Annotated in this window: 14 protein-coding genes; all 14 read left to right on the top strand. The window is 40.0% G+C overall.

Annotated features, from left to right (window positions below):
* The first annotated feature begins 3 nt into the window (after positions 1–3).
* The 14 genes from AC58P7_RS18655 to AC58P7_RS18590 all read left to right on the top strand — a co-directional run bounded on the left by AC58P7_RS18655 (position 4) and on the right by AC58P7_RS18590 (position 21,273).
* Entirely contained in the window at positions 4–885 is an 882-nt protein-coding gene (locus tag AC58P7_RS18655; RefSeq protein ID WP_497345434.1) for a carbohydrate ABC transporter permease, read from the top strand.
* A gap of 1 nt (position 886) precedes the next feature.
* On the top strand, positions 887–1,735 hold the full coding sequence (locus tag AC58P7_RS18650; RefSeq protein WP_497345432.1) for a carbohydrate ABC transporter permease: 849 nt from the start codon (positions 887–889) through the stop codon (positions 1,733–1,735).
* A gap of 31 nt (positions 1,736–1,766) precedes the next feature.
* A complete protein-coding gene (locus AC58P7_RS18645; RefSeq protein ID WP_497345430.1) occupies positions 1,767–3,725 on the top strand; it encodes a glycoside hydrolase family 127 protein in 1,959 nt (652 codons plus the stop codon).
* 254 nt (positions 3,726–3,979) lie between these two features.
* Complete coding sequence (locus AC58P7_RS18640; RefSeq protein WP_497345429.1) at positions 3,980–5,701, top strand: sensor histidine kinase; 1,722 nt, start codon at positions 3,980–3,982, stop codon at positions 5,699–5,701.
* Entirely contained in the window at positions 5,698–7,242 is a 1,545-nt protein-coding gene (locus AC58P7_RS18635) for a response regulator (protein ID WP_497345427.1), read from the top strand. The genes AC58P7_RS18640 and AC58P7_RS18635 overlap by 4 nt, the downstream gene beginning before the upstream one ends.
* A gap of 342 nt (positions 7,243–7,584) precedes the next feature.
* Positions 7,585–9,603, top strand: coding sequence for a carbohydrate-binding protein (locus AC58P7_RS18630; protein WP_497345425.1), 2,019 nt, complete (start codon positions 7,585–7,587; stop codon positions 9,601–9,603).
* 219 nt (positions 9,604–9,822) lie between these two features.
* Positions 9,823–12,003, top strand: a complete 2,181-nt coding sequence (locus AC58P7_RS18625; RefSeq protein ID WP_497345423.1) for a carbohydrate-binding protein — start codon at positions 9,823–9,825, stop codon at positions 12,001–12,003.
* 88 nt (positions 12,004–12,091) lie between these two features.
* Positions 12,092–12,382 (top strand): hypothetical protein, encoded by a 291-nt coding sequence (locus AC58P7_RS18620; protein WP_497345421.1) that lies wholly within the window; start codon positions 12,092–12,094, stop codon positions 12,380–12,382.
* 67 nt (positions 12,383–12,449) lie between these two features.
* Positions 12,450–14,201 (top strand): sensor histidine kinase, encoded by a 1,752-nt coding sequence (locus tag AC58P7_RS18615; protein WP_497345419.1) that lies wholly within the window; start codon positions 12,450–12,452, stop codon positions 14,199–14,201.
* A complete protein-coding gene (locus tag AC58P7_RS18610; RefSeq protein ID WP_497345417.1) occupies positions 14,198–15,808 on the top strand; it encodes a response regulator in 1,611 nt (536 codons plus the stop codon). The genes AC58P7_RS18615 and AC58P7_RS18610 overlap by 4 nt, the downstream gene beginning before the upstream one ends.
* Before the next feature lie 73 nt (positions 15,809–15,881).
* Positions 15,882–17,252, top strand: coding sequence for an ABC transporter substrate-binding protein (locus AC58P7_RS18605; RefSeq protein WP_497345415.1), 1,371 nt, complete (start codon positions 15,882–15,884; stop codon positions 17,250–17,252).
* Between the two features lie 99 nt (positions 17,253–17,351).
* Positions 17,352–18,287, top strand: coding sequence for a carbohydrate ABC transporter permease (locus AC58P7_RS18600; RefSeq protein ID WP_497345413.1), 936 nt, complete (start codon positions 17,352–17,354; stop codon positions 18,285–18,287).
* Between the two features lie 26 nt (positions 18,288–18,313).
* On the top strand, positions 18,314–19,159 hold the full coding sequence (locus tag AC58P7_RS18595) for a carbohydrate ABC transporter permease (RefSeq protein WP_497345411.1): 846 nt from the start codon (positions 18,314–18,316) through the stop codon (positions 19,157–19,159).
* An 8-nt stretch (positions 19,160–19,167) separates the two neighbouring features.
* Positions 19,168–21,273, top strand: a complete 2,106-nt coding sequence (locus AC58P7_RS18590; RefSeq protein WP_497345409.1) for a glycoside hydrolase family 36 protein — start codon at positions 19,168–19,170, stop codon at positions 21,271–21,273.
* The last annotated feature ends 35 nt before the right edge of the window (positions 21,274–21,308 follow it).

Raw genomic sequence — 21,308 nt, 5'->3', positions numbered from 1 at the left:
ACAGTGCGATTAACAGATCGGTTTTACAGCAACGCATTTATTTTACCGGCGCTCATTTACTTGTTAGTGATGGTTGGGTATCCGATGTTCGAAAATATTCGGTTAAGCTTTTATGATGTTAACGTTATGAATATAGCGAGTACGCCTTCATTTATTGGATTTGCAAACTATAAGCTAATTTTTAAAGATCCAATATTTCTGAAATCCACGTACAATACACTGATTTATACCGTGCTATGTATTGTTTTTCAGTTCATTATCGGTTTTGCGTTGGCGCTTTTGTTCAGTCAGAAATTTTCAATGGCCGAACGTCTTCGAGGGTTAGTTATGATTAGTTGGCTGATGCCGATCACGGTAACAGGTTTGATGTTTAAATTCATTTTCGCCTTGAACGGCGGAATCCTAAATGAAATTTTGATGAATATGCATGTGATTAACCAACCGGTTGAGTGGCTTGTAAACCCTTCAAATTCTTTATGGGCTGTCATTATTGCTAACACCTGGATCGGTGTTCCTTTTAATATGATATTGATTACCACGGGTTTGACGACAATTCCAAAGGATATTTATGAAAGTGCTTCGATTGATGGTGCTAATGCTTTTAATAAGTTTTTCAAAATTACATTGCCTTTATTGAAACCAGCCATTACCTCATTACTCATTCTAGGTTTTATCTATACGTTCAAGGTATTTGATCTTATTGTGATTATGACGAATGGTGGTCCGATCAATGCGACGGAAATGCTGTCGACATTCTCTTATAAGCTCTCATTTGTTGAGTATAAGTTCAGTCAAGGCGCTACGGTTGCCAATGTATTGTTCGTCATTTTATTTATTGTAAGTCTAGGTTATTTGAGATTGGTCAGCAAGGAAGAGGTGATGTAGCGTGCAATTTCATACCAAAGCGGAGCGAAGAACGAATCGAACCCTCAATCTGGTTGCACTGCTTTTTACCTGTGTATTCCTATTTCCACTCTATTGGATGATCGTGACTTCACTGAAGCCTGAATCAGATATCTTTTTAGCGCATCCCACATTTTTACCTGTGCATCTTCAATGGGGATCGTATGTTAAACAGCTTTTCGGAGCAGATAATAATATCTTACGATCTTTCATGAATAGCGCCATTATTTCGGTCTCAACGATGATCATATCTACTGTGCTAGCGATTCCTGCAGCCTATGGTTTGGCGAGATTTAAGACACCCTGGAAAAAAGTCTTTATTCTCTTGTTTCTTGTTACACAAATGTTGCCATCATCCTTAATTTTAACGCCTCTATTTATTCAATTTAAAAATTTACACATTTTGAATACATTTTGGGCACCGATTCTTGCCGATGCGACAATTGGGATTCCTTTCTCCGTCATGATACTTCGCACATACTTTATATCCTTACCGAAGGAATTAGAGGACTCTGCCAAGATTGATGGATGTAACACATTCACGACCTTCTTACGTATCATGCTCCCAATTGCGATTCCTGGTGTTGTTGTTGCTGCCGTATTTTCGTTTTTATATGCATGGGGAGATCTCATCTATGCACTTACGTTTACGGGTAATCCAGAAATGAGACCTGTAACAGCAGGTATCTACAACTTCCTTGGCTATCAAGGGATTTCATGGAATAACATTATGGCATTCGGTGTCGTTTCCGTTCTACCTGTCATCTTGATTTTCATCTTTATACAAAAGTATATTGTGAGCGGCTTAACGAATGGTGCTGTAAAAGGCTAGAGAGAGACGGATAAAAGGAGTAGAGAGATAGATGCAATCACTCAAATGGCAAGTTGCGAAAGCATTACCTTTAAAAGATGTTCGTATCCAGGATGCTTTCTGGAGTCCCTATGTGAAGTTGGTTCGAGAAGTTGTGATGCCCTATCAATGGGAAGCGTTAAATGATCGGATTCCGGAAGCAGAACCGAGTCACGCCATCCTTAATTTGAAAATTGCTGCAGGAGATGAGCAGGGCGAATTTTACGGTATGGTGTTCCAAGACAGCGATGTCGCAAAATGGCTCGAAGCCGTAGGCTATTTGTTGGAAACGGGTGAGGATCCCGAGTTAGAAAAGCTTGCCGATGATGTCATTGACTTGATTGGCAGAGCGCAGCGGGAAGACGGGTATTTAAATACCTATTACACGCTCAAAGAGCCTGGTCAAGAATGGACGAATTTGTGTGAGTGTCACGAGTTATATACGGCCGGGCATTTTATCGAAGCGGCGGTTTCTTATTACAACGCCACAGGGAAAAAGAAAATTCTCGACATTGTATGTCGATTCGCAGATTATATTGATACCGTATTTGGACATGGACCCGCGCAAATTAAGGGTTATGATGGTCATCAGGAAATTGAATTGGCCCTTGTGAAGCTTTACCGTACGACAGGGAACGAGACTTATTTAAACTTAAGTAAATTCTTCCTAGAGGAACGTGGGCAAGATGATTTTTATTTAGAGGAGTATGAGAAACGCGGTAAAACGAGACATTGGTACAATGCGGATATGATTAATGATAAAAAATACAGCCAGACGCATTTGCCAATCCGCGATCAGAATTCGGCAGAAGGACATGCAGTACGCGCTGTGTATATGGCTGCTGGTATTGCCGATGTGGCAGTTGAAACCGGCGATCAAGGCATGCTGGATGCTTGCCGTAAATTGTGGAACAATATTGTCAATAAGCGCATGTATATCACCGGCGGCATTGGTTCTATGGCATTCGGTGAGGCATTCACCGTAGATTATGACCTTCCCAATGATACGGTCTATGCAGAGACTTGTGCATCCATCGGTTTGATTTTTTTCGCACAGCGAATGCTGCAAATCGAAGCAAAGAGTGAATACGCGGACATCATGGAACGAGCGCTGTATAACACGGTTGTTGCCGGAATGTCGAAGGACGGGAAGCATTTCTTCTATGTGAATCCACTTGAAGTATGGCCAGAAGCCTGCGGCGTTAATCACATCTATGACCATGTAAAGCCTGTTAGACAAGGTTGGTTCGGCTGTGCTTGCTGCCCGCCTAACATCGCTAGGTTATTGGCTTCTCTTGGACAATACGTGTATACGGTTAAGAACGACTGCGTCTATACACACTTATATGTTGGCGGCGATACAGAACTTGAAGTAGGCGGCAAGTCATTGACTTTGAAACAACGTTCCAACTTCCCATGGGAAGGGAACGTCCATTTCTCCATCGAATCCGAGCAGGATATTGCTTTCACTTTAGCATTGAGAGTGCCGAGTTGGACTGATGGGGCTGAATTAGTTATCAACGGCCAAGCTGTTGAATGGCAAAGCTCCCTAGTAAATGGCTATGTTATGATTGAGCGTGTATGGACAACAGATGATCGAGTTGAATGGAAGCTATCGATGCCGCTTCTTCGGATGAAAGGTCATCCATTGCTCCGGGAAACGATTGGGAAGGTTGCTCTGCAGCGCGGACCCTTGGTTTACTGTTTGGAGGAAGCGGATAATGGCAAGCACTTGCATCAGATTCGCTTGCGAAGACAAGCCGAAGTAACAACGAAAATGGTTCCCGATCTTCTTGGGGGAATTCAGGTTATACAAATTCCAGCCTATCGTGAAAAGGATGATACGTGGGGCGCAGAGCTTTATAAGTCCGATGAGACTTTACAACAAGAGCCAATAACAGTTGAATATATTCCTTATTATGCTTGGGCGAACCGTGGTGCTGGTGAGATGGTGGTTTGGGTCAGAGATTGATGAGGGAGGAAGGATGGATAGATAGGAGCAAAACAGCCTATCTGTCCTTTTTTCCTATTGTAGCTATAGCATTATTTAAATAAAAATCTTATTATGAGTAGAAACCCTACATGAAAGGTGGTTCTATGGCGTTTCTCAATTTCTTTAAATCCGAGATTAGTTTTAAAAATAAACTGATTATTACCTTTTTTATGGTAACATTTCTCCCGGCCATTATCATGCAGTATTTTACCTATTATAATTCTACGCATACAATGACAACGAAAATTAACGAACTTGTTAATTATAATTTGATTCAAACCAATAAGAATCTCAATACGGCTTTATCTGCTTATGCCGATATTTTGTATCAAGTATTTTCAGATGAGGACATCATCAACTCTGTGCACAACATCCTTCATGGCAATGATTCAGAAAGTTTGCTCTATGCAAGCAGGCTTCGTACATTATTAGCTAGCTATACGTACTCTAAGGAAGGTATTAGGAGTCTTTCTTTTTTTAATAAAAATGGGAGCATCCTTTCGTTTGATCGCGCGACAGGTTCTTCCATTGATACGTTATGGAATCATATTAAGGAAGATTCGCGTCTGAATTTGCTGCAAAATCTCAAGAATAATCAACAAGGCTCTATTGTTACGGTTACGGAGAAAGTCAGTGGAGCGACGGATGAAGGACAGTTCGTCTTCCATATTGCTCGTAAATTAACAGGACTTTCGAATGGAACGCCGGAAGATATGGGTTATATCATTGTTAGTTTGGATGAATCTGTGCTCTCCAATGCGGTGAATTTCACAACGAATGATGCTCAAGTAGGTAAAATCAACTCATCTAACTTTTTGATGGATGAGAAACATAATCTCATTTCCTTCTCAGACAAAGAAAAAATCGGCATGAACCTGTCCGACATTATTAACGAGAAGAAACCACTGAGTCGTGAGCTTCCCACACATGCGAGTGTATTAAAAAATGCTTCGATCCTTAACTATTTTTCAAACGAAAAGACAGGTTGGACGATTGTTAACGTGACCAACGAGTCCGATTTATTCTCAGAAATGTATGGTATGCAAAAAATAAACATACTTGCTGGTGCAGCGATGATGGCGCTGACAACGTTCCTTATTATTTATTTCTCAGGTTTTTTGACAAAATCAGTGCGCAAAATTGTGAATGCGATGAAGTTGTCCCAACGGGGTAATTTCAATGTTCAAATCGCAAATGATTCCAGAGATGAGTTTTCTGTGATCGTTTCCAACTATAACAAAATGATGATAACCATCAATGAGCTGATGGAAGAGACGCGGCAGGCTGTTCAGAAACAGAAAGAGTCGGAAATTCGGTCTTTAGAAGCGCAAATCAACCCGCATTTCCTCTATAATACGTTGGATTCCATTAACTGGATGGCGATTGAAAAAGATGAACACGAAATCAGTCGCATGCTGAAAGGACTTGCCCATATTCTTCGGTACAGCATTAGCCAAAGTAATAAATTAGTCTCGCTTGCCGAGGAGATTGAATGGTTGGAGTATTATTTGTTTCTGCAGCAAAATCGATTTAATAACTCGTTCCAGTACGAGATCACCATGGAATCCGGCGTTAAGAAGGCCCGTATCTATAAATTATTACTACAGCCCTTTGTAGAGAACGTTATTCTTCATGCCTTTTCGGGAAAGAAAAGTGGAGGCTTAATAAAAATTCATTTCTATACAGGATTTAAAAATTCACTTTGTGTAAAACTTGAAGATAATGGCTGTGGGATGGATGAAGCCATTGTTAAGCATATCATGGAAGGCCACTATGAACGTATTCAGTCAACTGGTTCTGGTATAGGGGTGCGCAATGTCATCGACCGATTGTCTTTGTATTATGGTGACAAAGCAAAATTCTTCATGAAGAGCGTGGTTGGAGAAGGAACGGAGGTAAGTCTCGTCTTACCGAGTGTGAATGAAAGCGGTGTGTTGAAGGGGGAAGTTCGATGAGAATCGTTGTCGTTGAGGATGAAGAGAAAACGCGAAAAGGCATTATTCGATTGATCAAAAAGTTCAGCGATACGTATCAGGTTGTTGGTGAGAGTGATAATGGGTTAGAAGGTGCAGCACTCATTGAGGAATTGAGACCGGACTTAGTTATCACCGATATACGAATGCCTGGTACGGATGGTTTAGAAATGCTAGAGAACCTAAAAAAGAAAGGTATTACTTCCAAATCAGTGATTCTTAGCGGTCATTCCGAGTTCGATTTTGCCCGTAGGGCCTTGCAGACAGGGATCGTCAGTGAATATTTATTAAAGCCTATTACGGCAGATGATTTGTCTCGTGTACTTCAAGATGCAGAAAGAACTCTGATATCTAATCTACTAAATGGCATAGAAGAGAAAGCGCCTATTGCAAGCCCTGAGCAATTACTAGGGCGATATCTGGAACAATCGGATATCGATCATGAACTATTCCAATTACATATCCATGAATTCCTTGGATTCAATGCTGGTATGGAATTTCAGGCAGCATCTGTTTATTTAGGGGCTTCTGTTTATGAAAGCGTATCACTATTGAAAGAAAAAATTCGACTTCATATTGAAAATGAAAAACAGATACCTAACTTTTGTCTCACAGAGCTTCAAGAGCGCCAGGAAATTGTTATTTTACTGCAAAAGACAGATTTGCTCGAAATAGAAGAGTTTTGGAAATCGGTGATAGCTCAATTAATCACCCTTCAAGAGTCAGACTTTGTTATAAGCTGGACTTCGCTTCCTCATATTAGAGATTTGAAAGTCGAAATCTTAAGCTTAAGAGAAATACACAAGTGGTCACTTACGTATGAAAATCAGCGAACATTCCTAAAAGATGAGTTCATTCACAAGGCAGGAAGTAAATTTCAGTATCCTACCGATTTGGAATTGAAAATGAAAGAAGCTGTCTCTAATCGTGATAAAGAGAAGATCTATTCCTATATAGAGCCAATGATCGCTGCATGTCGTAATCAGGCTGTACATCCACAAGAAGTGACCGGAGCTTGTGTCCGATTCGCCTCCAATATGCTTCACTTAGCAGAAGTATTTAGTGGCAATGTGAGCATGACGAAAGATCGCAATGAGCTATTCAATTTGTTATCAGCGGCTCAAACACCGATGGAGTTAAAACAAGCTATGAGACTAGCAGCTGACAATGCATGTAAACATTTCGGACAGAATGATAAGTCCTTAGGTTTGATCATTCATAAAGCTTCGAAACTCATACAGGAGCGTTACCAAACGGGAATTTCATTAGATGAACTGGCTAGCCATTTTAATATTACACCAGAGTATCTAAGCTCACTTTTTCAGAAAGAATTGGGCATGTCCTTCACTGCGTATATGAAAGATATTCGAATGAAAAAAGCCAAGGGACTTTTGATCAACACATCATTGAAATCTTATGAAGTTGCGGAACAAGTAGGTTATCCAGATGCAAAGTATTTTTCTAAAGTGTTTAAAGAAGCAACGGGCCTAACTCCAGGGGAGTTTCAAAAGCTACGAGTCTGAAAGAGTAACCTGCTAAATAATAGAATGTATAATGGAAAGGCTCCTATCGGAGTCTTTTTTATTTATTTGGGTTAAATTACATTAAATTCCTCGACTAATCTTAGGATATTGGAATTACTTTTGTATAGCTTATACCTTTAATATGAAAGAGTATTAATAATTGCAAGCGTTTTCATTTTCCTGAGTTATTTAAGGAGGTGTAATGAATCATGCCAAGCTAGGTAAAAGGTTGTTAAAGAGTTTACTATTACAGTTGTTTTCCAACTCGAAATCAAGTTGCAGGCAGCAAACACCAAACAAATGGGAGGATTTAATGTGAAAAAAGCGGCAATCTTAAGTTCAATGATGGTACTTCTTAGTTTATCTGCAGTAGTTCCGGCATATGCAGCAAGTGATTTAACAGTCGATTTATCGAGTGTTATCGGGCCCGTAACTCATGGGGCGGCAGGTTCTTTATACGGCGTCATAGAAAATCAACCAGATAATAATCTAATCATTCCGCTTCACGCTAAGGCATATAACAACCCTGCAGTCTCAGGGTATCAACAGCCATGGGGAGCTGCTATTCCGGTTGCACAAAGAATCGCCCCTTTTGGCAGCCAAGTATCTATTCGTCTTGCTGATTGGTTCACCGGTTGGTATGATTATACAAATTTAACGGACTGGTTTAATAAGTTAACCACGACTGTAAATAGCGTTAAAGCGGCGGGGCTTACTAATGTGTATGGATATGAATTATGGAATGAACCAGACGGAACATGGAAAGGGAAATATGTTGGTGGAATTAATAATAGCAATAGCTATGTGGAATTCACTGTAAACGTACCTACAACTAAGGCTTATACGATGACAATTCGGTATGCCAATGGTACGGGAGCTGCTTCAACGCATAATATGAGTGTCAATAGAGGTAGCTCTTCACCAATAACATACCCGAATACTGGTGGTTGGTTTGAATTCTGGACCGGCAGCCCAGGCTCGGTGACATCTACTGTTAATTTAAACGCAGGAAGCAATACGATTCGATTAGCTAAAGGTGCTACAGGATATGCCGAAATCGACTATATAGATATCTCAGGTGGAAGCCCTGTAAGATATGAAGCGGAAAATGCAGTGATAAGCGGAAGCAATATCTATAGTAGTGGCCACACTTCGTCAGATGCATCCGGAAACCTGACATTTCGTGAATTCTTTAGTCAAACCTATACGAAACTTAAACAGCTTGATCCTACAGCCAAACTCATTGGTCCTTCGTACGCTTGGTACGGACATAATGCTATGTTGGACTTTATGACATACCAGAAGTCCAAGAATACAGTTCCAGATATCACATCCTGGCATCAGCTTGATAATGAGAATTTCACTGCGGTTCATAATGACTACAGGGCTATCGAAACGCTCTTAGGAGTAACGGCTCGACCGATTTCTATTAACGAATACAGCGCTGCTGCTCACCAAGATGAAGGTAAACCTGGTGCAACTGCACCATTGATCGCAAAGTTTGAAAGACTAAAAGTCGATACCGCAATGCAGAGCTATTGGGATGTCCCAAACCCTGGAAGATTAGGCAGTCTGCTTTCAAGTTCTACCCAAAGGAACGGGGGATGGTGGTTCTTCAAATGGTATGGCGACATGACAGGAAACATGGTAAACACCACACCTCCGAACGTTAATGATATGCTTGCACTTGATGGTTTCGCGAATGTAGATTCAACTAGGCAATATGCAAGCGTTCTATTTGGTGGTGTAACGGACGGTTCAGTCAATGCGACTATAAAGAATTTCCCTTCGTTTTTCGGAACAAATGGCAGCAAAGTACATGTACGTGTAGACTGGACTCCGTTTGTAAATAGGGGTACCGCTGTTAACACGACAAATACATTGCTTGAAGGGGATTACACAATTGCAAATAATCAGATTACTGTGCCGATGACTGGATTATATAATAATGATGGTTATCGAATTTACATCACGCCATATGGTCAAGCGACCAATGTGTACGAAGCTGAAAATGCAGCTGTAAACCACGCTAATATAGCAACTGGTTCCAATGCTTCGGGTAGCAAATATGTTGCACAAATTGATTATAGTGATAGTTATGTTGATTTCTATGTGAAAGTACCTACTGCAAAGACTTACACAATGACGATCCGTTATGCTAACGGCACAGGCGCCAATTCGACACAAAACTTAGCATATAACGGTGGAGCGTTCTCTACGGTAACTTATCCTGCTACAGCAGGATGGGGACAATTTGGTACCGTGAATGTGAATGTTAACCTAACGGCCGGAGATAACATTATCAGGTTGACTAAAGGAAGTACCGGATATGCCGAGATCGATAATATTACAATAAACTAGTGGTAATTAGCAAAGTAGGCTCCCTCTGGAGCCTTTTTTTCTTTCGAGAAAAACTTAATATATTCCACATACATCTGAATTTCATCTCATTCTGTCAACGCTTACATTGTTCTATACTTAGTTTGAAATAGAAGATTATCGAGAGGGGAGTTTAATTGATCTAGTAGGGAAGATGATTATTAAAAGAAACGGGAGGTGGCTTTTTTGAGAAAAAAGCTAATGATTAGTGCGTTCTTGACATCTTTGGTAGTTGGGGGACTGATCCAACCAAGTAGTAGTTTCGCAGCGAATCAACAACTTGTTGTTGATGTTTCTACGAGCACAGGTGCAATTAAGCACGGAGGAACAGGATTTTTATATGGGTTAGGTGACGAAGGGATACCGACAGATAACGTTCTTTCTCCTTTAAATCCACAGGGAACAGCTCAAAAAGCACCTGATGGGCTCCAGCATCCGAATGGGGATGCTCTGAAAATTGCACCTCAGTTCAAACGGGTTGGTGGCAAGGATATTCAAATTTACATGCAAGATATTTACACGAATTGGCCTTATGATAACTTGGGTATTAGTGATTACCTGAATAAAGTGGATGTCATGGTGAATAAAGTTAAGATTGATCCGAATCACGAGATGTATGTTTATGTTCCTTTTAATGAGCCTGATGGAAATTGGTACACAAATATTTTGAACTATTCTGCATCTAGTAATGGTGCTACCGTTCGTCAGAATTTTTTTGCCGATTGGAAAGCCGTTTACCAACAAATTAGATCCCTTGATCCGACAACGCGTATTGCAGGTCCTAATATCAGCAGATATGATTCACAGTTTTATTCGGATTTTATGACATATGCGAAAGCGAATAATGTATTACCTGATGTTGTGACCTGGCATGAACTTGGAAATGATTTCTTTACCGATTATTACAACCACTTTAATCATTTCAGAAGTGTTGAATCAACATTAAGCTTGAGTACGCATCCAATTGTCATTAATGAATATGGAAGGTTTTCAGGAGATCTTGGAGTTCCAGGTAACTTGGTGCAATGGCTTACACGTCTTGAAAATACAAAAGTAGACGGTTATCTTGCCTATTGGACTACGGCTGGCGCGCTCAATGATCTTGTGACAGAGAACAATAAAGCAACTGGTGGTTGGTGGTTATATAAATGGTACGGCGAAATGACCGGTAATACCGTACAAGTGACACCCCCAACGCAAAATGGCTCACTGCAAGGCATAGCAACTTTGGATAGTAACAAAAAACAAGCAAGAGTCGTATTCGGCGGCTCGTTAAATAGCACGGATGTGTTTAGTACAGATGTCGTTGTAAAAGGATTGGGATCAACTTCGTACTTCGGTACTTCTGTTCATGCTACTTTATGGGGTGTAGATAATACGGGGTTAAATCCATCTGCAGGCCCTTATTACGTACAAGAAGGCGATTATACGATTGTTAACGGACAAATAACCGTTCCAGTCGCAAACATGAAAGCACTATCCGCCTACCAGCTTATTGTTGCACCGAACAAAGATTTAAGCTTAACCAATAATGCATCCCGTTATGAAGCTGAGTATGCTAGCTTTAGCGGTACAGCTAATCTAACATATTCAACAAATACGGGTTACTCAGGCACCTATTTTGTCGAAGGTTATGGCGGTACTTCAAATGCTTCAACTGATTTCGTTGTTACAGCGGCAACGAATGATTTCTATAATGTGACCATTCGTTACTCCGCTGGGCCATTTTCAGGAGCTCCTATAAATCGATCTATTCAGATGAAGCTTAATGGAAATGTGCTGCAAAATGTAACCTTACCGGGAACCGCAAATTGGAACACATGGAACAGCGTAACAGTAAAAACGTTCTTAACGGCTGGAATAAATCGCATATCCTTACAGGCTTATACGACAGATGATTCCGATGCAGCTAATTTTGATTATATCGATGTTGTACCTACTACTGGTGTAATAACCAGTTATGAAGCTGAAGCCACGGGTAATACATTGGGTGGTACAGCAGTAATCACTTCAAATACTGCGGCTTCAGGTGGTAAATTTGTGGGATATATCGGTTTAGGTTCAGGAAATACATTAACAATTAATAATGTATCTGCTCCAACATCGGGTACTTACCGAATGGTTATTACCTATGCCAATGGTGAATTGGGAAGCGGTGCAAGTAATTATAACTCTAATATTATTGATCGATCAGCGGATATTCGGGTCAATAGCGGCACTAGTCAAAAGGTATTTTTCCGTAATACGTTAGGTTGGTCGAACTACAAGACTACAGTAGTGGATGTGACTCTTGTGGCTGGAAATAACACGATTACTTTCTCTAACAGTACGGCATACGCACCTGACATAGATAAAATCTCCATTGCTGCTCCTACTAATTAATTGATAAGAATGAGGCAGTAGGGTTGTGATTTTCACAAACCCACTGTCTTTTCATAATGAATCATGAAAACGGAAAGGTGAGGATACGATGTCAAACATTCAAATTAAGCTTGAAAGTGGGATTGCCGCATATCAACTGAGTAATCAGATTTTTATAAAAGAGTACGATCACAATCTCGCAGGTCATTATCCCAATCAAGGCTCTTCGTTCGAATTATACACGAATGAAAAGTTCTTGGAATTGGAGTCACTAAGTAAGCTGTGTAGAATTAATCATAACGAAACCATGACACATTCTGAAGGATGGTTATTAGTGAATTGCGAATCCCCAATTGATTTAGAGATACTAGAACAGCATATGGGTAAACACTTTCTTTAAAGGAGTTGATATTTTAGATCACGAATTAAATAACAAGAATCTCTTACAACATAAAGGTCGTGATAGCATGAAATTTAAACGGATTCGGATAAAGATTTTAATTGCCATGCTTTTAACAACAGGGATACCAATATCCATTTTAGCAGGAATTATTGTTTTTCAGGTATCTCAATCGATAAAAAGTGATGCTGAGCAAGCAAAAACACTTGTTGAGCGAGACATGTTCAGCGGTATTGAGGATTTTAGCCAAAATCTATACGATACCGCGTACCAAATTTATTATAACTTTGACTTATTAGAAAGCCTGCGTAGTTTTTCTGATTATCAGCCCGATAACAGTCATAATTATGATTCGTTTCGGGATACGAAAGCATTATTATTGGGGATGTATAATAACGCTAAGATCAAGGATATACTAGGCATTTATTTAATTAATTCAGTTGGTGAATCCAAAGGTAGTTTTTTCTCTTATGTTGGTGTTTCTTATTCTGGTCTGAGTCAGACCTATTTGAAGGGCTTAATCGAAGAAACGCAAGCAAACGCTTCTCAAGGGCCTATGTTACTTTACAGAAAGACAAGTTTCTATGATCAGCCTATTTATCAGTACCTAGTTCCATTAAATTTCCGTGGCGAGCAGGTGGGTGCACTTGTCATTGATGTTAAGGTGACATCCTTTCAACAATCGATTGAAAAATACAATACGCTTTATAAGGGACAAATCATCATCTCTAACCCTCAAAAAAGTATTGTTTATCATACGGATCCTAATCAGATTCTTACCCAGTTGGAAACAGACCGTATTTCTTCTGACAGCAAGGTAGTCAAAACGGAGCTTAGTAAATTTGGTTGGGAGCTTCTTTACTTATATAAAGTAAATCCAAATCTGATTTTCTTGAAAAATTTAGCTTTTGTTGTCATTGTTGTGGCAATTTCGTTGATGATTGTATTCTCTCTAACCCTTAGTTATGGCATCACAAAACCGATAATTAGATTACATAGAAACATGTTGCGTTTACAGTTGGGAGATTTCTCAGCTAGAACGGAAGTATTCACGAAGGATGAAATCGGTTTCCTGGGGAATCAATTCAATCAAATGGCTGAGCAAATTCAACAGCTAATCGATCATGATTTTAAACTTCAGTTATTAAACAAGGAAACACAAATAAAAGCATTACAAGCGCAAATATCGCCTCACTTTTTACACAATACGCTACAGACAATTTCTAATATTGCTACCGTTGAAAATGCGCCTGAAATTAAATTGATATGCCAATGCTTGAGCAATATGTATCGGTATAACATGAATATTGAAGATGAATGGGCTACTTTGAAAGATGAAATTAAGCATATTCGAAATTATTTGTTTATTATTAGAAAAAGATATCCAGACATGTTAACGATTAAAATTAGGGTAAGTGAGGAACTGCAACATGTGTATGTGCCGAGATTAATTCTTCAACCTATTATTGAAAATTCGATTGACCACGGATTAATCCCATCAAGAAGAGAGAAGAAATTATTAAAGCTTTACGTTCGGCAGGATGTGTCTGAGAACAAGTTGCAAATCTATATTGTCGATAATGGTAAGGGAATGACGAACAATGCTCTGGATCATCTATCACATAGACTTGAAGCTAATGTACAAGCAGATATGAAGTCTCTCGAGGAGCGGCATTCTATAGGTCTACAGAATGTACATTCAAGACTCCAACTTTTATGCGGCAAGGAATATGGATTACGTATACTCTCCAAACCAGATGGAGGGACGATGGTCGTCATCGAGCTCCCATTACCTAACAACCATGAGGTGAAAGTATGAAGATTCTTATTGTCGATGACGAAATAGCGATTCATGAACAACTGAAAATGTGCATACCTACAGCTGAACTTGGATGGACAATTGTAGGAGATGCGCTTGATGGCGAAGAAGCATGTCGTTTAGTCGAAAAATATCAACCTGATATTATTATCACAGATATAAAAATGCCCTTGCTGGACGGGCTAAGCTTTATGGAGTGGCTAAAAAAAAATCATTTTGCCGGTAAGATTATCGTACTTAGCGGTTATGGAGATTTTTCGTATTCACGACCAGCCTTCCTATTGGATGCGTTTGACTATTTACTCAAGCCTTTACAGGAAGCTGAATTACTGCGAACGCTAGTGAAGGCGGTAGAAGAACTTGCGAGAGATTCAAATCGTATCGTTGAGCAGATTAATGAAAAGGCAGTTCTGAACCAAGGGATTGTTCTCATGCGAGATGAGTTAATGACTCAAATCGTGGGTGGAAAATTAAAAGATGAAATTGATATCTTTGTTCGAGCGGAACAGCTTTTTATAGCAATGCCAGAATCAAAGTACATGGTTATGGCCATTCATTTAGTTGATTTAGATGAACATATTCAAGACCGGTATCGCGGAGATCGGTCTATTTTTTACTTCGCAGCAAGAAATATTTTAGAGGAAATAATGCTAGAATATGGTGGCATTGTGTTTAGAAATTTACAGAAGTCTGGCGAATATGTCGTTGTTATCGAATCGAAAGGGGCGTTATTTGACCCCATAAAACGGGCCAGAAGCATGCATCTATCGTTAACAACATGTTTACGTGTGAAAGCACTTATCGGTATCAGTTCGGTCAAACAATCATTAAGTGCATTGGCAGCAGCGTATTTCGAGGGCGTTCATGCGATTGAAACCGTTCGTTTTGGTGAACAAGAGACCATTGTTAGATTTGGTGAAGAGAGGTCGCACCTAGGAAGTTCGAGTGACCAGAAAGAATGGAAAGATCTTCAGATTCTTCTTGAATTCTTAGTGAAGATGGGCTCGATAGAAAGCGAAACTTCATTAATGATGAAGTTCGAAGAGGCTATGCATCATCATAGTATTGTGAAAATGAGTCGACAGGATTTTAAGCAAGCTGTAAATATTCTCATTGATACACTTGAGCAGGCGGCGCATCAATCCGAGAATATTCTCTATTGGCTCCAGGAAGCAAGGTCTAGCGTGCAAGAGTGGAATGTCAAACAAGTACAGTTACTTCTTCGCAATATTATGGACCAGCTTTTAAAGAGTTTAACAAAGAATCAAAAGACGAAAACAGGAAAGCAACTTATTTATAGTGTCAAACAATATGTGGAAGTGAATTATCAGGATATAAGCTTGGAAAGTGTTTCACAACAGTTCTATTTGAATAAAAATTATTTTTGTTCCATCTTCAAAAGCGTGACAGGTGAGAACTTCTCAGAATATTTAACACGTGTTCGAATGGATCAAGCGAAGTTATTGTTAGCCAATAGTGGACTGACAACGTATGAAATTGCCGAGAAAGTAGGATATCAAGATCAAAGATACTTTAGTAAAGTATTTCGTAAGACGACAGGCATGCTGCCCAAACAATTTCGGGTCCAACACCAATCAGATATCTGAATATATTCCACTATTCTCTGAGATTTGTCTCATGTCCGTAATCGCTGCTTCTTAGTACACTTAGGATGTAAACATGAAACAAAACAAACAAGAGAAGAAAGCAGGGGACATCAAAATGGTAAATAAAAAAGTGGTTCCAGTTGTACTGTCCAGTATCGTAGCACTCTCATTACTCTCAGGTTGCGCAAAGACGAAAGTGGAGGAGAGCGCTACAACAGCTCCGAAGAGTGAGGCAGCAGCTACCACTGCAGCAACTCAAAAGCCAGTAACGTTGCAATTCTGGGCTGCCTGGTCACCAAACTCTGATGAAGAAGTTAAAACAAAAGCACAAATCAAGAAATTTGAGGAAACACATCCAAATATCAAAATCGATGTTCAACTGATTACTTTTGATGTCATGCACGATAAATTAATTGCAGCCATCAATGCTGGCAATGCTCCTGATCTTAGCTGGGGCCTTAGTGAATGGTTTGGTGAGTTTAATAAAATGGATGCTTTAGCTGATCTAAGCGCATCCTTTAATGCTTGGAGCGATAAAGATAAGATATACAAGAACGTCATCGATTCCTTATCTGTAGATGGAAAAATTAAAGCGTTACCACAATATCTCGGAATTCGTGCCCTTCTTTATCATGAAAATATGTTGAAAAAGGCTGGATACGATGCACCGCCTAAAACATGGGACGAACTCCTTGCCATGTCGGATAAAGTGAAAAGTTCAAATGGCAAAGAAGCTTTCGGTATCGCGGCGGCAGGTGTTCGTTCCCCTCAAGAACTACTATCTTTGCTAGCTCAAAACGATCTGGAAATTGCTAAGAAACAGACAGATGGAAAGTTTAAAAATACATGGCAAGATAATCCGGAAGAGTTAAAACGTGTCGGTGAAGTATTCCAATTTTACAAGGATCTAGTTGCAAAAGGTGTAGTTAAATCAGAAGCGAAAACATGGGGCTGGCAGGAAGAAGATACAAACTTTGCACAAGGTCAGTATGCGATGGTCGTGAACGGTCCTTGGATCGAAGGACGCAGCAAAGAGAATCCGGAAGAAATGAAGGATGTCAAAGTAGCTGCACCGCCGTTTAAAAAGAAAGCAGCAACATTCCTAGAAGTTAGCCCATTGTATATTTACAAAACGAAGCATGAAAAAGAAACATTCGAATTCGCTTCCTACATTATGGGGAAAGAATGGCAGTCTACGATACGTCCGACGAACTCTCCACGCTCTGACGTCGTTAGTGACAGCCCTTGGGGGAAAGGATTCACGGATTTAGCGGCTTCTGGAGTTGTATTCCCAAGTGTTTCACTTGGTGGAATTACCAAAGACTTGGAAGATTCTATAGCACGTGCATTAATTAAAAATGATTCTGTTGAAGCAGTGGCAAAGTGGTTATCTGATGCAGTCAATAACGATTTGAAAAAGTCCGGCGAATTAAGCACGAAGTAAAGAGATGGTCTGAGCAGGCATTGTCCGTTGTTTGGTTTACTAAATAACTTGACGATGCCTGTTGATCTTAACCTAAAAAAGGTGATTGTGGTGGAGAACATGGAGAAAAAATTGATTCAAGAGACTACGTACTGGAAACGTAAACTTTATTTTGGTAGAGAAAGCAAAACTAAGATTCTGGCGAACTTGTTTGTTTTACCCGCGTTATTATTCTTTTTGTTCCTTATTGCCTATCCATTATTGAGTGTGGTTTGGGATAGTTTTCAGTTCAAGAACTTAGTAAATAAATCGTTTACTGGTTTTGCAGCACTGGAGAATTATAAGACCGTCTTACAGAATGAGAACTTTGTAAGTGCACTTCGACAAACGGTTGTCTGGACAGTATTGTCTGTAACAGGCGAGTATTTTCTCGGGATCATATCAGCTATTGCACTCAATCAACCCTTAAAAGGTAGAGGTATTTTTAGGGGAATTATTATTATCCCATGGGTTGTTCCAATCGTTGTGGCAGGACTTACTTGGCAATGGATGTTAGCCCCTGATTATGGCATTATCAACATTGCTTTAGTGAAATTGGGTATATTGGATAAGCCGTACTACTGGCTTGGAGAAGTGGATACGGCTTTATTCGCAGTTACGTTCGTTAACATTTGGAGAAGTTTTCCTTTCTATACAATTAGCTTATTGGCTGGCTTGCAGTCTGTATCCAAAGAGATGATTGAAGCTGCAGCCATTGATGGGGCTGGCGTTATGACGCGATTTTTTAAAATCGTATTGCCCCAGTTAAGATCAGTTTCGTTAACCTTGATCTTCATTCACCTGATATGGACGGCGATTAATTTTGATTTTATATGGGTGATGACAGAGGGAGGGCCATTTAACTCAACCGAAACGCTTCCGATCATGATTTATCGTTATGCGCTTAAAGAATATGATATTGGTTCAGCATCTGCGCTTGCTTCAATGATGCTAGGATTTATGATGGTGGCATTTCTTTTGTTCTATATGAGATCTTCTAAGACAAATAAGTCGTAAGCATTAAAGATTAGGAGTGTAGTGTTATGCTCATGAGCAAGAAGCAGAAATTATGGTTACAAATTCTTACCTATACGGTGCTAGTCATACTAGCTGTATACTGTTTATTTCCTTTTATGTGGATGATCGACACGGCATTAAAGCCTTTGAATGAAGTTCGAACCAGTCATCCCACATTTCTTATTAATAAGTTAACTTTTGATAATTTTTCGAGAGTGTTGTTGGAATCCAAATTTGTAACTTTTTTTGGTAATAGCATGTATGTCGCCATTACAACAACAATTCTATCTTTAATTATCTCCATTTTTGCCGGTTATGCGCTGAGCAGATTTGGAACTTACAGGGGGGTAAAGACTGCAAGTCTAACCATGTTACTTTCACAAATGGTCCCGGGCGTGCTGTTATTAATACCTTTATACTTGCTTATGAAAAATTATCATTTGTTAAATACGTACTATTCAATGATATTAGCGTATACGACATTTATGGTTCCACTATGCACATTTATGTTAAAAGGTTACTTCGATACGCTGCCTTATGAGATGGAAGAATCAGCTGAAATTGATGGTTGCTCGCGTGTGGGGATTATCTTCCGGATCATATTACCGGTTTCTATCCCGAGTTTAATTGCAACGGCATTGTTTGCATTCGTAAATGCTTGGAACGAGTTCATGTTTGGCTTTGTATTTATTAATGATGAAGCACACCGGACACTTACTCCGGGAATTACTTTATTTAAAGGTCTCTATACAACAGATTGGGGAAGTATTATGGCAGCTTCTGTACTTTCAGTGATTCCGGTTGTTATTTTGTTCCTCTTTATGCAGCGGTATCTCATGGATGGGATGACAGCAGGGGCCGTGAAAGGGTAGATATTAAAATGACACAATGGATTGAAATAATAGAAAATGGACTTTATGTAACATTTGAAATTACTGAAAGCAAAGATGTCAGGTTACTACACTTCTCGTCCTTACCTCTCTGTGAGGAAGCAACTACTTGGGATGAGAAGAAGAAAAGCAAATTCCGTTTAGTAGAGCTGCATGTATCAGGAGAAAACCAAAACGACCACCACGGATCTAAACATACAGGCTCTATGCCAGGCGGGCGGTTACAGCTTACAGAGTGGCAAGACAATCGAAACGAGACTGGACGAAGGTTAACGATTAAGCAATCAGATTCGATTTCTGGTTTATATGTGAAAACCTATTTCCAATTTTATGATGGCATTCCTGTCGTTCGTGTTTGGTCAGATGTAGAGAATAGGGGAATGAAGGCAGTAGGGCTTGAGTACATATCTTCTTTTGCCCTGACAGGTGTTGATAAGGAAGGCAGCAGCCCGCGAGAAGAGAAAATACGACTTCACATTCCACACAACACGTGGTATGGCGAGGCTCAGTGGCAAGCGTATACACTACCCGAATTAGGCCTTCATACCGTGAATGAATTTTCCATGAAACGGCTTTCTTACAGCAGCACGGGGACTTGGTCAACTTCTCAATATGCACCAGTAGGTGTGATAGAAAACAAAGAATCAGACACCTCTCTAATCTGGCAGATTGAGAATAACGGATCTTGGCAATGGGAGATAAGTGATATACGTGATCTGCTATACGTTCAGGTTAGTGGACCTACGGATGCCGAACATCAGTGGTGGAAGGAATTGAAACCAGGCCACATATTTACCTCAGTGACGGCATCAGTAGGTGCCGTACAAGGTGGATTACAGAGCTCTATAGCTGCCATGACCAAATACCGAAGAAAGATTATAAGAGAAAGCAAGGATAATGCTCAGCTGCCAGTTATATTTAATGACTATATGAATTGCTTATTCGGTGATCCTACAACTGAGAAATTAATACCATTAGTAGACGCTGCGGCAGAAGCAGGATGTGAATATTATTGTATTGATTGTGGCTGGTATTCCGATGGTGAGTGGTGGGATGGTGTTGGCCAATGGTTACCTTCTCAAAAGAGATTTCCGACAGGCATTGAAGAGGTTTTGAGCTATATTCGAAGTAAAGGCATGATTCCTGGATTGTGGCTAGAAATAGAGGTCATGGGAATTAAATGCGAGATTGCGGACCAACTCCCGGATGAATGGTTTTTTACACGTCATGGTCACAGAGTCATAGATCATTCACGTTATCAACTGGATTTTCGCAATCCCGAAGTGTGTGGTTTTGCTGACTTAACTATGGATCGCTTAGTACAAGAGTATGGTGTTGGTTACATTAAAATGGATTACAATATCAATGCTGGAGTTGGTACGGAAGTTGGCGCAGATAGCTTCGGAGATGGGTTACTTGAGCATAACCGGGCATATTTAGCTTGGATAGATCGGGTTTTCGAACGCTACCCTGATCTGGTTATTGAGAACTGCGGAAGTGGTGGTATGAGACTTGACTATGCGTTATTAAGTCGACATAGTATTCAGTCAAGTAGTGATCAGACAGACTACCGTAAAACTGGGGTCATTGCAGCAGCTTCCGCATCTCTGGTGACTCCAGAGCAATGTGCAGTCTGGTCATATCCCCTGCGTGAAGGAGATCTAGAGGAAGTTGTATTCAATATGGTTAACTCCTTGCTTTTGCGCATTCATCAGAGTGGCCACCTAGCTGAAATTAGTGCTGAGCGACTCGCCTTGGTGAAGGAAGGCATTCAGTATTATAAGTCGATAAGGCAACTAATTCCTGAATCTCTTCCTTTCTGGCCTTTGGGCTTACCTAGATTTGCACATCTTTGGATGAGTTACGGTCTACAGAGTAAGGATCTTATTTTACTTGCTGTTTGGCGTATGGACAGCGATCAGGATACTAGATTACTCCCCATTCCAGAGGTAGCTGGAAGAGACGTTGAGGTAAGACTTGCCTATCCTATCGGTGGAGCTTGTACATGGGAATGGCAGGCAGAAACAAGCAGTTTGCAAGTTGAATTGAATAATACGTATACTGCAAGATTATTTGAAATACATTTGGCGAACTAAATGAAATATAAATGTGGATCGTAGACACAAAAAAT

The sequence above is a fragment of the Paenibacillus sp. J22FR5 genome (genome assembly GCF_059691975.1).
This window is presented reverse-complemented; position numbering and strand designations above follow the sequence as displayed.